This window comes from Streptomyces longisporoflavus (assembly GCF_014649775.1).
GTDB classification, from domain to species: Bacteria; Actinomycetota; Actinomycetes; order Streptomycetales; family Streptomycetaceae; genus Streptomyces; species Streptomyces longisporoflavus.
Genome location: NZ_BMTR01000008.1, coordinates 58,084 through 72,547, shown reverse-complemented (window position 1 = coordinate 72,547; position 14,464 = coordinate 58,084). Strand labels below are relative to the sequence as shown.

At 71.4% G+C, this 14,464-nt stretch carries 11 protein-coding genes; 7 read left to right on the top strand and 4 right to left on the bottom strand.

Features of this window, described 5'->3' with window-relative positions:
• Positions 1 to 132: 132 nt before the first annotated feature.
• Positions 133 to 906 (top strand): GntR family transcriptional regulator, encoded by a 774-nt coding sequence (locus IE226_RS17815; RefSeq protein WP_373306983.1) that lies wholly within the window; start codon positions 133 to 135, stop codon positions 904 to 906.
• A 147-nt stretch (positions 907 to 1,053) separates the two neighbouring features.
• Here IE226_RS17815 and IE226_RS17810 read toward each other — a convergent pair whose 3' ends face one another.
• Positions 1,054 to 1,824: a hypothetical protein gene (locus IE226_RS17810; RefSeq protein ID WP_190082255.1), complete on the bottom strand. Its 771-nt coding sequence runs from the start codon at positions 1,822 to 1,824 to the stop codon at positions 1,054 to 1,056.
• Between the two features lie 154 nt (positions 1,825 to 1,978).
• The gene (locus tag IE226_RS17805) at positions 1,979 to 3,679 is read right to left on the bottom strand and encodes a PucR family transcriptional regulator (RefSeq protein ID WP_190082254.1); all 1,701 of its coding nucleotides are present in this window, start codon (positions 3,677 to 3,679) and stop codon (positions 1,979 to 1,981) included.
• Between the two features lie 363 nt (positions 3,680 to 4,042).
• On the opposite strand from IE226_RS17805, the gene IE226_RS17800 reads away from it, so the two are divergent.
• The 6 genes from IE226_RS17800 (at position 4,043) to IE226_RS17775 (ending at position 12,217) form a co-directional block, all read left to right on the top strand.
• Positions 4,043 to 4,933, top strand: coding sequence for an FAD binding domain-containing protein (locus IE226_RS17800; protein WP_190082253.1), 891 nt, complete (start codon positions 4,043 to 4,045; stop codon positions 4,931 to 4,933).
• A complete protein-coding gene (locus tag IE226_RS17795) occupies positions 4,933 to 5,538 on the top strand; it encodes a (2Fe-2S)-binding protein (RefSeq protein WP_190082252.1) in 606 nt (201 codons plus the stop codon). The genes IE226_RS17800 and IE226_RS17795 overlap by 1 nt, the downstream gene beginning before the upstream one ends.
• A 2-nt stretch (positions 5,539 to 5,540) precedes the next feature.
• A complete protein-coding gene (locus IE226_RS17790; RefSeq protein WP_190082251.1) occupies positions 5,541 to 7,931 on the top strand; it encodes a xanthine dehydrogenase family protein molybdopterin-binding subunit in 2,391 nt (796 codons plus the stop codon).
• Between the two features lie 286 nt (positions 7,932 to 8,217).
• Positions 8,218 to 9,696, top strand: a complete 1,479-nt coding sequence (locus IE226_RS17785; protein WP_190082250.1) for an NCS2 family permease — start codon at positions 8,218 to 8,220, stop codon at positions 9,694 to 9,696.
• 38 nt (positions 9,697 to 9,734) lie between these two features.
• On the top strand, positions 9,735 to 10,892 hold the full coding sequence (locus IE226_RS17780; RefSeq protein WP_190082249.1) for an XdhC family protein: 1,158 nt from the start codon (positions 9,735 to 9,737) through the stop codon (positions 10,890 to 10,892).
• An 86-nt stretch (positions 10,893 to 10,978) separates the two neighbouring features.
• Entirely contained in the window at positions 10,979 to 12,217 is a 1,239-nt protein-coding gene (locus tag IE226_RS17775; protein ID WP_229871144.1) for an FAD-dependent monooxygenase, read from the top strand.
• Positions 12,218 to 12,464: 247 nt separating this feature from the next.
• On the opposite strand, the gene IE226_RS17770 is transcribed toward IE226_RS17775, so the two are convergent.
• Both IE226_RS17770 and IE226_RS17765 read right to left on the bottom strand, forming a co-directional pair.
• A complete protein-coding gene (locus IE226_RS17770) occupies positions 12,465 to 12,923 on the bottom strand; it encodes an SRPBCC family protein (protein ID WP_190082248.1) in 459 nt (152 codons plus the stop codon).
• Positions 12,924 to 12,983: 60 nt separating this feature from the next.
• Complete coding sequence (locus tag IE226_RS17765) at positions 12,984 to 14,414, bottom strand: aminopeptidase P family protein (RefSeq protein ID WP_190082247.1); 1,431 nt, start codon at positions 14,412 to 14,414, stop codon at positions 12,984 to 12,986.
• Positions 14,415 to 14,464 lie beyond the last annotated feature (50 nt).

The window sequence follows — 14,464 nt, the reverse complement described above, 5'->3', positions numbered from 1 at the left end:
GGGAACCACCGAATCACGATCGATTACAGGTAAGCCTAACCTTACCCGGAATGATCGAGGTTTCAACTGGAGGGCTGTCCGCCTATGGTGCCTCTCGTACCTTTCGAACCGAGCGGACTTTGGGGTGGACTCGTGGAGCAGGCCAGAGCGCATGACGCGTACCGCCTCGCCTTCCGCGTGCCGGAGCAGGTGCAGGCCGCGACGGCCCGAGACGCGGCCGTCCCCTTGGCCCGCGGCGAGCACACGCACGGGGAGGCGGTGCTGCCCGCGCCCCGCAAGGCCGTGCAGCGGAACTCGGTCCGCGGTCAGATCCTGGACGCCCTGCGGGCCGCGCTCGTCGGGGGCGAGCTCGCGCCGGGCGAGGTGTACTCGGCGCCCGCGCTCGGCGAGCGGTTCGGGGTCTCGGCCACTCCCGTGCGCGAGGCGATGCAGCAGCTGGCGACCGAGGGGGCGGTGGAGGTCGTCCCGAACCGCGGCTTCCGGGTCACCGAACGGAGCGCGCGCGAGCTGGGGGAGCTGGCGGAGGTGCGGGCGCTGATCGAGGTGCCGGTGATGCTGCGGCTCGCCCGTACGGTGCCTGCCGCGCGGTGGTGTGAGTTGCGGCCGCTCGCGGAGGCGAGTGCGGTGGCCGCGGCGGGCGGGGATCTCGCGCGGTACGCGGAGGCGGACCGGGCCTTTCACGGGGCGGTCCTCGCCCTTTCGGGTAACCAGCAGTTGGTACAGGTGGCGGATGATCTGCACCGTCGGTCGCAGTGGCCCCTGGTGAGCGGCCCTGTCGCCGGGCGGCGGGCGGATCTTGTCGCTGACGCGGCGGAGCATACGGCTCTGCTCGAGGCGTTGGTGGCGCAGGATCTGGGGGTCGTTCAGACGCTGGTGCGGGAGCACTTCGCGGGGGCCGGGGGCTGAGGGCCCGGGCGGTCCCCGCGGGGCTCTCCCCGATCCCGCCCCTTCCCGAAACCATGGGGCTCCGCCCCCTGGACCCCCGAAAAGACTGGCCTCAAACGCCGGCCGGGCTAGTGATGGCCCCCTGCCCCCTGCCCCCAGCCCCCTGCCTCACGCCGCAGGCGCAGGCGGTGCCGGCGGTGTCAGATGCTGTGCCAGCCACGACGGCACCCCGCCCATCAAGCGGAAAAGACGCGCCGCCTCGGCCCGAAGGCGCCCGGCCTCCGGCTCCGGCTCCGCGTCCGCCAACGCGGCCAGCGCCGGCGCCGTGCCCACCAGATATCCCAGCTCCTCCCTGATCCGCAGCGACTCCGCGAAGCCGTGCCGCGCCTCCGCCAACTCGCCCTCCCGCAAGGCGAGTCCGGCCAAGTGACGCCAGGTGAAGGAGAGCAGCAGGGGATCGGAGTGCGCCGTCGCCCCCGCATGCGCCCGCCGGTACGCGGCCCGCGCCGCCTGGGGGGAGTCCGCGATGTGCTCGGCGATCAGACCCCGCCGGAAATCGAGGAGAGGGCGCCCCGGAGCATTCGGGGCGAGCAGCGCCGCCGCCCGCCCGAGCGCCGTACGCGCCTCGTCGGCCCGGTCCCGCACGGCGAGCACCGTGGAGGCGTACGCCAGCTGACCGCGCTCGCACGCCGCGGCCCCGCGGTCCTCGTCCGCCACGGCCAGCGCCTCCGCCGTACGGAGGCCGTCCTCCGCCTCCGCCCATCCCTCGCCCGTGAACAGGCACCGCTCCACCAGGAGCGAGGTTCTCTGCAGTGCGGGACCCGGCCCCTCACGTGAGGCGAGCAGCGCGGCCGCGTCGGTCCAGCAGCCGCGCGAACGCAGCCGCCATACCGCGGTCTGGAGTGGATCGTCCCCTGCAGTCGTTCCGGTACCAGACATGGCGGGATACGCCACGTTGCCCTCCCCGAGCACGCCATTGAGCTGTTGAGTCGTGGGCGCATCTCAGCATGGATCGGCGCACCGGGCCAAGAGGCCGGGTGAAAGAATTCACAAAGGGCGCGTCACGGGAGGGGATCGGCCGGGGCCGCCCGTGTCAGCTCATGCGCAGTGCCAGAAAGAAATCGAGCTTGTCCTCGAGGCGCGAGAGGTCACGACCCGTCAACTGCTCGATACGGCCGACCCGGTAGCGCAACGTGTTGACGTGCAGGTGCAGGCGTGCGGCGCAGCGCGTCCAGGAACCGTCGCAGTCGAGGAACGCCTCCAGGGTCGGAATGAGCTCCGCCCGGTGGCGCCGGTCGTAGTCCCGCAGCGGGTCGAGCAGACGGGCCGTGAACGCCCGGCGCACGTCGTCGGGGACGAAGGGCAGCAGGAGTACGTGCGAGGCCAGTTCCTGGTGGCCCGCCGCGCAGACCCGTCCGGGGCGGGCCGCCGCCACCCGGCGCGCGTGCCGCGCCTCCTCCAGGGCGCCGCGCAGACCCTCCGCCGAGTGCACGGAGGCGCTGACGCCGAGGGTGAGGCGGCCGTCGCCGTCCAGGCCCGCCGAGAGCGGGTCGCGGACGGACTCCAGGAGCGAGTCGGCGAGCAGGCCCGTCTCCGGGCCGTCGTGCTCCGAGGAGACCGCGGGGAGCGGCACGAGCGCGATCGCCTCATCACCCGTATGGGCCACCGCGATGCGGTCGGACGGCTCGGGGCCCGCCGACAGGGGGTCCACGAGGATCTCCTCCAGGAGGGACTGGGCCACCGGGCCGCCCTCGATCTCGCCGCCCTCCCACTCGACGCGGGCCACCACGACCTGCCAGTGCGGCGCCGCGCCGATGCCGGGAAGCAGTACGGGGGCGGCGACCCGCAGGCGCGCCGCGATCTCCGCCGGTGCCGCGCCCGTCTGGACCAGTTCGAGGACCTCCTGGGCGAGTCTGCGCCGTACGGTGCGCGCGGCGTCGCGCCGGTCGCGCTCCACGGCGATCAGCTGGGTGACGCCCTGGAGCAGGTCGAGCCGCTCCTCGGGCCAGTCGCCCGCGTCGGCCTCGACCGCGAGGAACCAGTCCGAGAGGACCGTCTCGCGCACGTCACGCAGGGCCGCCGTGCTCGCCGTGGCCGCCGCGGAAGCCGAACCGCGCCCGCTGCTCCGAATGGGGAACAGCGAGTACGTCGTACCGTCCAGGAGGACCCGGTGCGGGCCGCGGCGCCCCGTGCGGGCGGCGGCCAGATGCTCGGCCGCCAGGCGCGCGCAGACCGCGGCGGGCAGGGCGGGGCCCGCCGCGCTGGAACCCGCGATGGCGCGGCCCGCGGGGGACAGGACCCAGGCCCGCAGGTCCAGGTCGGAGCCGAGCAGGTCGAGGACGACGTCGGGGCCGCCGCCCGTGGGGCCGGATGTCATGAGCCGGCGGTGCCGGTCCACGACGGCCGCCAGGTCGCCCGCCCGCTCGCCGGAGACCTGCCGGACGACGTGCTCGGTGATCGTCGCGAAGGCGACCGACTCGTTGACGGCGAACAGCGGCAGACGGTGCCGCGCGCAGGCCTCGACGATGTCGTCCGGGATGTCGCCGAGCTCGGCCTCGCCCGCGGCGAGCGCCGCGACGCCGGCGCTCGCGAGGATGCGTACGAAGGGCTCCGTGTCCGAGGCGTCGCGGCGCCAGGCGAGGCCCGTCAGGACCAGCTCGCCGCCCGCGAGGTACCGGCTGGGGTCGCGCAGGTCCGTGGTCATCACACCGCGCACGGTGCGGTCGAGCTCTTCCTCACCGCCGAGCAGCCGCAGGCCCAGCGCGTCGGTGTCAAGGAGTGCGCGCAGCCGCATGGTCGTCGCCGCCGATCTTGTCTCGAATGGGATGTACAGACAGTCCGGGCGAGTCGACTCGGGGTCGCCGGGGTCTCCGGTGTCGCCGATCATCGTCCCGGACCCCGGTGCCCAGGGACGCCTCCGGTTTCCGGGGGGAATCCGCGAGGTTACTGAGGCCCGTTCTTCATACGAATCTACAAGACGCGCGCCTTGGCCAGCGAACTCCTTCATGGTTTCGGTGACTGACCCCATCGGACGACGGGGCGGTGTACTTACCCCACTCCGCGTTAACAGCACATGAACGAGCAGTCGAGAGGCCTCCGGTCCGACTTGGCTGGATCTTCTCGAACGAACGACCCCCGATACGAAGAAGAGAGCCTCATGGACTTCCTTCGCCCCGCCAGCTGGGAGGAGGCGCTCGCCGCCAAGGCCGAGCACCCCACAGCTGTGCCGATTGCGGGTGGCACCGATGTGATGGTCGAGATCAACTTCGACCACCGTCGTCCCGAGTACCTGCTTGACCTCAACCGCGTCGCCGAACTGCGCGAGTGGGCGGTGGGCGAGGAGACGGTCCGACTGGGCGCCTCGGTTCCGTACACCACGATCATGGAGGAGCTGCGCACGGAGCTCCCCGGCCTCGCGCTCGCCTCGCACACGGTCGCATCCCCGCAGATCCGCAACCGCGGCGGCGTCGGCGGCAACCTCGGCACGGCCTCCCCGGCCGGTGACGCCCACCCGGCGCTGCTCGCCGCCGACTGCGAGGTCGAGGTGGAGTCCGTACGCGGCTCGCGCCTCATCCCGATCGACGAGTTCTACACCGGCGTGAAGCGCAACGCGCTCGCCGAGGACGAGCTGATCAAGTCCGTCCACATCAAGAAGGCGGCCGGCCCGCAGCAGTACTCGAAGGTCGGCACCCGCAACGCGATGGTCATCGCCGTGTGCGCCTTCGGCATCGCCCTGCACCCCGACACCCGGACCGTACGGACCGGCATCGGCTCCGCCGCCCCCACCCCCATCCGGGCGAAGGCGGCCGAGGAATTCCTGAACGCCGCGCTCGAAGAGGGCGGCTTCTGGGACAGCAAGAAGATCATCACCCCCTCGATCGCCAAGCAGTTCGCGGAGCTCGCCTCCGGTGCCGCCAACCCGATCGACGACGTCCGCGGCACGGCGAACTACCGCCGGCACGCCGTAGGAATCATGGCCCGCCGCACGCTCGGCTGGACCTGGGAGTCGTACCGCGGCAACGGCCGCAGCACTGAGGGAGTCGCATAATGCGCGTGAACTTCACGGTCAACGGCCGTCAGCAGGAAGCCGACGACGTCTGGGAGGGCGAGTCCCTCCTCTACGTCCTGCGCGAGCGCATGGGGCTTCCCGGTTCGAAGAACGCCTGCGAGCAGGGCGAGTGCGGTTCCTGCACCGTCCGTCTCGACGGCGTACCGGTGTGTTCGTGTCTGGTCGCCGCCGGTCAGGTCCAGGACCGGGAGGTCGTCACCGTCGAGGGTCTCGCGGACTACGCCAAGCACCGTGAGGACTCCCACCCGGGCGGTGCCTGCGGCTCCGTCTGCGGCGGCACCAGCCTCCAGGAAGCCCGCCAGTGGCAGGCTCGTCCAGCTGACAGGGTCACCGACGGCCAGACCGGCGAGGGCGGCGAACTCTCCCCGATCCAGCAGGCGTTCATCGACGCCGGCGCCGTCCAGTGCGGTTTCTGCACCCCCGGTCTCCTCGTCGCGGCCGACGAGCTCCTGGAGCGCAACGCCTCTCCGTCGGACGCCGACATCCGCGAGGCGCTCTCCGGCAACCTCTGCCGCTGCACCGGTTACGAGAAGATCCTGGACGCGGTCCGCCTGGCGGCCGCCCGTCAGGAAGAGACGGTCTGATCATGGCTGGAACCAAGACCACCACGGGCGCGCCCACCGAAGTCACCCAGAAGCACAACAAGGGCGGCATCGGCGAGTCCACGCTCCGCCCGGACGGCACCCTGAAGGTCACCGGCGAGTTCGCCTACTCCTCGGACATGTGGCACGAGGACATGCTCTGGGGCCAGACGCTGCGCAGCACCGTCGCGCACGCCGAGATCGTCTCGATCGACACCGTCGAGGCACTCAAGACGCCGGGCGTCTACGCCGTCCTGACGTACGACGACCTGCCGGCCGAGATGAAGAACTACGGCCTGGAGATCCAGGACACCCCGGTCCTCGCCCACGGCAAGGTCCGCCACCACGGTGAGCCGGTCGCCCTCGTGGCCGCCGACCACCCGGAGACCGCACGCCGTGCCGCCGCGAAGATCGTGGTCGAGTACAAGGAACTGCCCGTCATCACCGACGAGGCATCGGCGACCGCTCCGGACGCCGTGCTCGTCCACGAGGGCCGCACCGACGAGTACATCGAGCACGTACCGCACCCGAACATCGTGCACAACCAGCCGATCATCCGGGGCAACGCCGAAGAGGCCGCCAAGAAGGCCGACTTCATCGTCAAGGGCGAGTACACCTTCGGCATGCAGGACCAGGCCTTCCTCGGCCCGGAGTCCGGCCTCGCCGTACCGGCCGAGGACGGCGGCGTCGACCTGTACGTCGCCACCCAGTGGCTGCACTCGGACCTCGGACAGATCGCCCCGGTCCTCGGCCTGCCCGAGGAGAAGGTGCGCATGACGCTCTCCGGCGTCGGCGGCGCGTTCGGCGGTCGCGAGGACATCTCGATGCAGATCCACGCCTGCCTCCTGGCGCTGCGCACCGGTAAGCCGGTCAAGATCGTCTACAACCGCTTCGAGTCCTTCTTCGGCCACGTGCACCGCCACCCGGCGAAGCTCTACTACGAGCACGGCGCCACCAAGGACGGCAAGCTCACGCACATGAAGTGCAGGATCGTCCTGGACGGCGGCGCCTACGCGTCGGCCTCCCCGGCGGTCGTCGGCAACGCCTCGTCCCTGTCGGTCGGCCCGTACGTGATCGACGACGTCGACATCGAGGCGATCGCCCTCTACTCCAACAACCCTCCGTGCGGCGCGATGCGCGGCTTCGGCGCCGTCCAGGCCTGCTTCGCCTACGAGGCCCAGATGGACAAGCTCGCCGACAAGGTGGGCATGGACCGGGTCGAGTTCCGCCAGCTCAACGCCATGTCGCAGGGCACGCTCCTGCCGACGGGACAGCCGGTCGACTCGCCGGCCCCGGTCGCCGAGATCCTGCGCCGCGTCAAGGCACGGCCGATGCCGCCCGAGCGCCAGTGGGAGTCCAGCGAGGGCGCCGACGTCCGCGCGCTGCCCGGCGGCCTCTCCAACACCACCCACGGCGAAGGCGTCGTCCGCGGCGTCGGCTACGCGGTCGGCATCAAGAACGTCGGCTTCTCCGAGGGCTTCGATGACTACTCCACCGCCAAGGTGCGCATGGAGGTCATCAACGGTGAGCCGGTCGCGACCGTGCACACCGCGATGGCGGAGGTCGGCCAGGGCGGCATCACCGTCCACGCGCAGATCGCCCGCACCGAGCTCGGCGTGCAGCAGGTCACCATCAACCCCGCCGACACCCAGGTGGGCTCCGCCGGTTCGACGTCCGCGTCCCGTCAGACGTACGTCACCGGTGGCGCGGTCAAGAACTCCTGCGAGCTCGTCCGCGAGAAGGTCCTGGAGATCGGCCGCCGCAAGTTCGGCTCGTACCACCCGGCGTGGGCCACCGCCGAACTCCTCCTGGAGGGCGGCAAGGTCGTCACCGACGGCGGCGAGACCCTCGCCGACCTGGCCGAGCTGCTCGAAGGCGAGACCGTGGAGGTCGAGGCCGAGTGGCGGCACCGTCCGACCGTGGCCTTCGACAAGAAGACCGGCCAGGGCAACGGCCACGTCCAGTACTCGTTCGCCGCGCACCGCGCGGTCGTCGAGGTGGACACCGAGCTCGGCCTGGTCAAGGTCATCGAGCTCGCCACCGCCCAGGACGTCGGCAAGGCGCTCAACCCGCTCTCCGTGGTCGGCCAGATCCAGGGTGGCACCACCCAGGGCCTGGGCGTCGCGGTGATGGAGGAGATCATCGTCGACCCGAAGACCGCGAAGGTGCGCAACCCCTCCTTCACGGACTACCTCATCCCGACCATCCTCGACACGCCGACCATCCCCGTCGACGTGCTCGAACTGGCCGACCCGAACGCGCCCTACGGCCTCCGCGGCATGGGCGAAGCCCCGACCCTCTCGTCCACCCCGGCCGTCCTCGCGGCGATCCGGAACGCGACGGGTCTGGAGCTGAACAGGACGCCGGTACGCCCCGAACACCTCACCGGCACCTGATCCCACGATCTCTCCGGGCGGCGCGTGCCTCCCATGGAACGTCACACTTCCCGTCGCCCGCGCCGCCCGGAGAACACCAGTACCGCTGCCGCACCGCTCGCGGTCAGCGCAGTACCCGAGCAGCACCCACGCAGTACCCACGCTCTACGGAGCCCCAGTTCGTCTCGGGCCGTCCCCCGGGTCGTGCGCCCAACGCAGCATCCCAAATCCCGCAGTCTCCACAGGCCCAACCCTTGTACGACCAGCCTGTTGCGGGTGCCCCTATGAACCTTGGGAGTTAGGCACCATGACCCAGCAGTCAACGGAGCCGAAGACCAGCGCGGAGGACGCGGGCAACGGCTCACGCGTCCCCGCCGGCAGGTCTTGGCTGGACCGGTATTTCCACATAAGCCACAGAGGATCGACGGTCGGCCGGGAGGTGCGCGGCGGCATCACCACCTTCATGGCGATGGCCTACATCATCCTGCTGAACCCCGTGATCCTCTCGGTCCCCGACGCCACGGGACACCGTCTCGACGGTGACCAGCTGACCACCGCCACCGTCTTCGCGGCGGCCGCCACCACCATCGTCATGGGCATCCTCGGCAACGTGCCGCTCGCCCTCGCGGCCGGACTCGGTGTCTCCGCCGTCATGGCCTTCCAGGTCGCCCCGGAGATGACCTGGGGCAACGCGATGGCGATGTGCATCATCTACGGCGTCATCATCATCCTGCTTGTCCTCACCGGACTGCGGACCCTGATCATGGACGCGATCCCCCTGGCGCTGAAGCACGCCATCACCATGGGCATCGGCATGTTCGTCACGCTGATCGGCCTGGTCCAGGCGGGCTTCGTCACCTCCATGCCGTCCAAGCACGGCGACATGGGCGCGAAGCCGATCCAGATGGGCATCGACGACAAGCTCATCGGCTGGCCCGTCCTCTGCTTCGCCGTCACCGTACTGCTGATCTTCGTGCTCCAGGTCCGCAAGGTGCCCGGCGCGATCCTCATCGGCATCGTCGGCGGCACCGTGTTCGCCGCGATCGTCAACCAGGTCGCGGGCATGAGCAAGCAGGACTGGGGTCTGAACGCCCCCGAGCTCGACGGCTCCATCGTCTCGTCGCCCGACTTCGGCCTCTTCGGCGAGGTGTCCTTCAGCGGCATCGGCGACATCGGCGGCATCACCGTGGGTGTCATCGTCTTCACCCTCGTCCTGGCCGGCTTCTTCGACGCCATGGGCACCATCATCGGCATCGGCCAGCAGGCCAACCTCGCCGACAAGGACGGCAAGATGCCGGGGCTGAACAAGGCCCTGGCGATCGACGGCGCCGGCGGTGTCGTCGGCGGTGTCGCCGGTGCCTCAGGGCAGACGGTCTTCGTCGAGTCCACCGCCGGCGTCGGCGACGGCGCGCGCACCGGCTTCGCGAGCGTCGTCACCGGTCTCGCCTTCGCGCTCTGCCTCTTCTTCACCCCGCTGGCCCAGCTCATCCCGACCCAGGTCGCCGCCGCGGCCCTCGTCGTCATCGGCGCGATGATGCTGAGCAACGCCCGGCACATCGACTGGTCCGACCAGGCCACCAGCATCCCGGTGTTCCTGACCACGGTCCTGATGCCGTTCACGTACTCCATCACGGTGGGTATCGCGGCCGGTGTCATCGCCCACGTCCTGATCAAGGCCGCGCAGGGCAGGGTCCGGGAGATCGGCTGGCTCATGTGGGTGCTCGCGCTCGTGTTCCTCGCCTTCTTCGCGCTCCATCCGATCGAGAACTGGATGGGCGTCAAGTAGCCCCCTCCTTTTGACCACACACCCGTTAGGAGACGGACATGCTGGACATCGCCGAAGAGTTGGACCGGTGGGTCGAGCAGGGACGTGACTTCGCCGTCGCCACCGTGGTGGCGGTCGGCGGCAGCGCGCCCCGGCAGCCGGGCGCGGCCCTGGCCGTCGACTCGGACGGCACCGCGATCGGGTCCGTCTCCGGCGGGTGTGTGGAAGGCGCCGTCTACGAGCTGTGCCGGCAGGCGCTCGAAGACGGCGAGAGCGTGCTCGAACGCTTCGGATACAGCGACGAGGACGCCTTCGCCGTGGGCCTGACCTGCGGCGGAATCATCGACATCCTCGTCACCCCGGTCCGCGCGGACTCCCGCGCACGGCCGGTCTTCGCCGTCGCGCTCGCGGCGGCGGCCGCCGGCGAGTCGGCGGCGCTCGCGCGGATCACCGCCGGGCCCCCGGAGCTGGTGGGCCGGGCCCTTCTCGTACGTCCGGACGCCGACGCCGCTCATGAGGGCGGGCTCGGCGGCCACCCCGAACTGGACCGCACGGCGGCGGGCGAGGCCCGCGCGATGCTGGACGCGGGCCGCACGGGCACGGTCGTGATCGGGGAGGACGGCTCGCGCTGCGGGCAGCCGCTCACGCTTCTGGTCGAGTCCAGCGTCCCGCCGCCCCGCATGATCGTGTTCGGCGCCATCGACTTCGCTTCGGCGCTCGTCAGGGTCGGCAAGTTCCTCGGTTACCGCGTCACCGTGTGTGACGCGCGGCCCGTGTTCGCCACCGCGGCGCGCTTTCTCGACGCCGACGAGATCGTCGTCGAGTGGCCGCACGAGTACCTGGAGCGCACGGAGGTCGACAGGCGCACCGTCCTGTGCGTCCTGACGCACGACGCCAAGTTCGACGTGCCCCTGCTCGAACTGGCCCTGCGCCTCCCGGTCTCCTACGTGGGCGCGATGGGATCGCGCCGCACGCACGAGGACCGCAACGCCCGGCTGCGCGAAGTCGGCGTGAGCGAGCTGGAGTTGAGCCGCCTGCGCTCGCCCATCGGCCTCGACCTGGGGGCGCGCACCCCGGAGGAGACGGCCCTTTCGATCGCCGCGGAGATCGTCGCGAACCGGCGGGGCGGCAGCGGGGTCTCGCTGACCGGCGCGCACACGCCGATCCACCACGACGGCTCGCGCCCGCCCGCGGGGCGCATCGGCTCCGTGGCCTGACGCCCCCGGACGGCGCTGCCCGATATCCAGGGAATCATGTCATATGCCTGCTACGTTGCGTTACATAATGACCACTTTGTGACGCAATGGGAGCATCCGTGAAGGTCGCCTGCGTCGGCGGCGGACCCGCCGCCCTGTACCTCTCGATCCTGCTCAAGCGGCAGGACCCGTCCCACGACATCACCGTCCACGAACGGAACCCGGCCGGGTCGACCTACGGCTGGGGGGTCACCTACTGGGGCGGACTCCTCGAAAAGCTCCGCGCCGGGGACCCCGAGTCCGCCGACGCCATCAGCGAGCACTCGGTCCGCTGGAGCGACGGCGTCGCGCACGTCGGCGACCGCACCACCGTCCACCACGGCGACGAGGGCCACGGCATCGGGCGCCACCGGCTGCTCGACATCCTCGCCGACCGGGCCAGGTCCCTCGGCGTGCGCGTCGAGTTCGAGTCGGAGATCACGGCCGCGGCCCAGCTGCCCGGCGCCGACCTCATCGTCGCGGGCGACGGCGTGCGGAGCGCGCTGCGCGAACGCCACGCGGGGCACTTCGGCCCGGAGGTCTCGATCGGGCGGAACAAGTACATCTGGCTCGGCACCACCAAGGTTTTCGACTCCTTCACCTTCGCCTTCGTGGAAACCGCGCACGGCTGGATCTGGTGTTACGGCTACCGCTTCAGCGACGAGCAGAGCACCTGCGTCGTCGAGTGCTCCCCGGAGACCTGGACCGGCCTCGGCCTGCACGAGGCGAGCGAGGCCGACGGTCTGGCTCTCCTGGAGCGGCTCTTCGCCGGGCCGCTGGACGGCCACCGCCTGATCGGCCGCGCCAAGGGCGACGGCAGCGCGCAGTGGCTCAACTTCCGCACGCTGACCAACCGCACGTGGCGGCGCGGCAACGTGGTCCTGCTCGGCGACGCCGCCCACACCACGCACTACTCGATCGGCGCCGGCACGACACTCGCCCTGGAGGACGCGATCGGCCTCGCGGGAGCACTGCGGGGGAGCACGGACGGGCCCCCGGATCTCGGCCCCGCCCTCGCGCGCTACGAGCGGGAGCGCAGGTCGGCCCTCCTCTCCGTGCAGAGCGCGGCCCGCTACAGCGCCCAGTGGTACGAGAACCTGCCGCGCTACATCGGGCTCGACCCGGCCCAGATGTTCGCGCTCCTCGGCCAGCGCCACTCGCCGCTTCTGCCGCACATCCCGCCGCAGCTGTACTACCGGATCGACCGCGCGGCGGAGCAGTTGGAGCCGCTGCGCAGGATGAAGCGGTGGCTCGGACCGAGGGTGGCGCGGACGCTGCACGGCCGGACGGGGGCTCCCCGGGGCTAGGGGCTGCCGCGGACCCGCGTCTGCCTCGCCCTCCTGCGGGCGGCGTGGAGCGACGTCATCGAGGCGACCTGCGCTTCGCGCCGTCCATCGCGAACCTGCCGCTGCGGCACGGCGCCACCCGCCGGCCGGACCGGACGCCGGGGTGGCGCTGGCCGCGCTGTTCGAGAGGTTCCCCGGCCTGCGCCTGGACGCGGAGACGGGGCGGCCCCGTCCTTCCGCGTGAGCGGGGCGGGCGGGGCTGCCCCCGTCAGGCGGGACGGCGGGGCGGGGGAGAGGACAGCAGGCGGTGCACCGCGCGGGCGAACATCCAGCGCGCCGCGGCCTTGAGCGCGCCGTCCAGGAAACGCGGCAGCCACCGCACATTCAGCTCTTCCTGCCAGGCGACCGTCGAACCGGACACCGGCCCGGGGGACACCTCGATCTCGGCCCAGCCCGTCACGAACGACCCCCGCTTCTCCAGACGGCACCTGCCCCCGCCGCCCTCCGAGGCAGGCCGCCAGGTCACGACCTCCATCACGTCGTCGAACCCGACCGGGCCGATCCCGCTGCGGGCGACGAACACCGTCCCCTCCCCGCCGGGCGGCGGCGTCCGCACGTACACCCGCGTCAGCGGGACCGCGTCGGCATGCCGTTCCCATGTGGTGAGCCGGCGCCAGGCCTCGTCGGCGGGCAGGGACGATGCGCGGTCGATCCGGAAGTGAGCCACAGGGCGATCCTGCCAGGCCGCCGCCCGCAAACGCGCGAGCCGCGGTCGGTGGGCCGGCCCCTAGTGGTCCTGCGTCAGGCCGCTCATCCAGGCCTCGACCGCCGAGGCCTCGCGCGGCAGGCCCGCCGACAGGTTCTCGTTGCCGTCGGCCGTGACGAGGATGTCGTCCTCGATACGGACCCCGATGCCCCGGTACTCCTCGGGCACGGTGAGATCGTCCGGCTGGAAGTACAGGCCGGGTTCGACGGTGAGGACCATGCCCTCTTCGAGCACGCCGCCCACATAGTCCTCGGTGCGCGCCCGGGCGCAGTCGTGGACGTCGAGGCCCAGCATGTGTCCGGTGCCCGCCATGGTGAAGCGCCGCTGCAGGGCGAGTTCGAAGACCCGCTCCGGGTCACCGTCGAGCAGGCCCCACTCGACGAGCTTGTGCGCGAGGTGCCGCTGCGCCGCGTCGTGGAAGTCGCGGTACGCGGCACCCGGCTTCACGGCGGCGATGCCCGCCTCCTGCGCCTCGTACACCGCGTCGTAGATCTTGCGCTGCAGAGGGGAGAAAGCGCCGCCGATGGGGAGCGTGCGCGTGACGTCGGCGGTGTAGAGGGTGTGGGTCTCCACGCCCGCGTCCAGGAGCAGGAGTTCGCCGGGACGCACCGGGCCGTCGTTCTCCTGCCAGTGCATGATCGTGGCGTGCTCGCCCGCCGCGCAGATCGAGCCGTAGCCGACGTGGTTGCCCTCCAGGCGGGCGCGGCGGAAGAAGGTGCCCTCGATCCAGCGCTCCGACGTGGCGACGGCGGTGCTCAACTCCCGTACGACATCCGTGAATCCGCGGACCGTGGAGTCCACCGCCTTGCGCAGCTCGCCGATCTCCCAGTCGTCCTTGACCAGGCGCAGACCCGAGAGCGCCTCCTCCAGTTCGGCGTCGCGCTCCTCGTCGGTCGTCACCGCCGCTTCGAGGTCGGGGTCGTGGCCGCGCACGATCCGGGTCGGCACGGCGGGGGCGGCGGCGAGTTCGGCCGGGGCGTCGCGTACGTCGCGGCAGGGCAGGCCGTAGAGCAGTTCGGCCTCGGCGAGGCTGCGCCTGCGGCCCATCCACAACTCGGCCGTCATGCCGGTCCAGAACTCGTCGCTGTCCCGGCTGTCGCGGGGGAGTTGGTAGAGGTGCGCGTCGTGGCCGCGCTCGTCGCCGGCGCGTGGTTCGAGGACCAGGGCGCAGTCCCTCGCCCGGTCGCCGGTCATGTGGACGTAGGCGGAGTAGGGGCGGAAAGGGTAATGGTCGTCGTTCGACCGGAGTTTGAGCCTTCCCGAGGGGATCACCAGGCGCTCGCCCGGGAACAGCGCGGACAGGGCTGCGCGGCGGCGCGCGGCGTGCGGTGCCTGTTCGGAGGGGCGCAGGTCGCGCTGCTCGGTGTCGGCCCAGCCCGTCCGCATCAGGGCGGAGAGCTCGCCGGAGACCTCGGGGTACAGAGCGTTCTTGCGCGCCTTGGGCTTGGCCATGGGGTTCACCTTTTCTGCCCCGTTCCGGGGCCGGCGGCGGAGTGTTCGGT

Bases quoted from the DNA above. Each gene is read 5' to 3' on its own strand.
- IE226_RS17810 (WP_190082255.1), bottom strand. From the start codon at position 1,824: ATGTCTGGTACCGGAACGACTGCAGGGGACGATCCACTCCAGACCGCG.
- IE226_RS17795 (WP_190082252.1), top strand. From the start codon at position 4,933: ATGCGCGTGAACTTCACGGTCAACGGCCGTCAGCAGGAAGCCGACGAC.
- IE226_RS17785 (WP_190082250.1), top strand. From the start codon at position 8,218: ATGACCCAGCAGTCAACGGAGCCGAAGACCAGCGCGGAGGACGCGGGC.
- IE226_RS17765 (WP_190082247.1), bottom strand. From the start codon at position 14,414: ATGGCCAAGCCCAAGGCGCGCAAGAACGCTCTGTACCCCGAGGTCTCC.
- IE226_RS17800 (WP_190082253.1), top strand. From the start codon at position 4,043: ATGGACTTCCTTCGCCCCGCCAGCTGGGAGGAGGCGCTCGCCGCCAAG.
- IE226_RS17805 (WP_190082254.1), bottom strand. From the start codon at position 3,679: ATGCGGCTGCGCGCACTCCTTGACACCGACGCGCTGGGCCTGCGGCTG.
- IE226_RS17790 (WP_190082251.1), top strand. From the start codon at position 5,541: ATGGCTGGAACCAAGACCACCACGGGCGCGCCCACCGAAGTCACCCAG.
- IE226_RS17780 (WP_190082249.1), top strand. From the start codon at position 9,735: ATGCTGGACATCGCCGAAGAGTTGGACCGGTGGGTCGAGCAGGGACGT.
- IE226_RS17775 (WP_229871144.1), top strand. From the start codon at position 10,979: ATGGGAGCATCCGTGAAGGTCGCCTGCGTCGGCGGCGGACCCGCCGCC.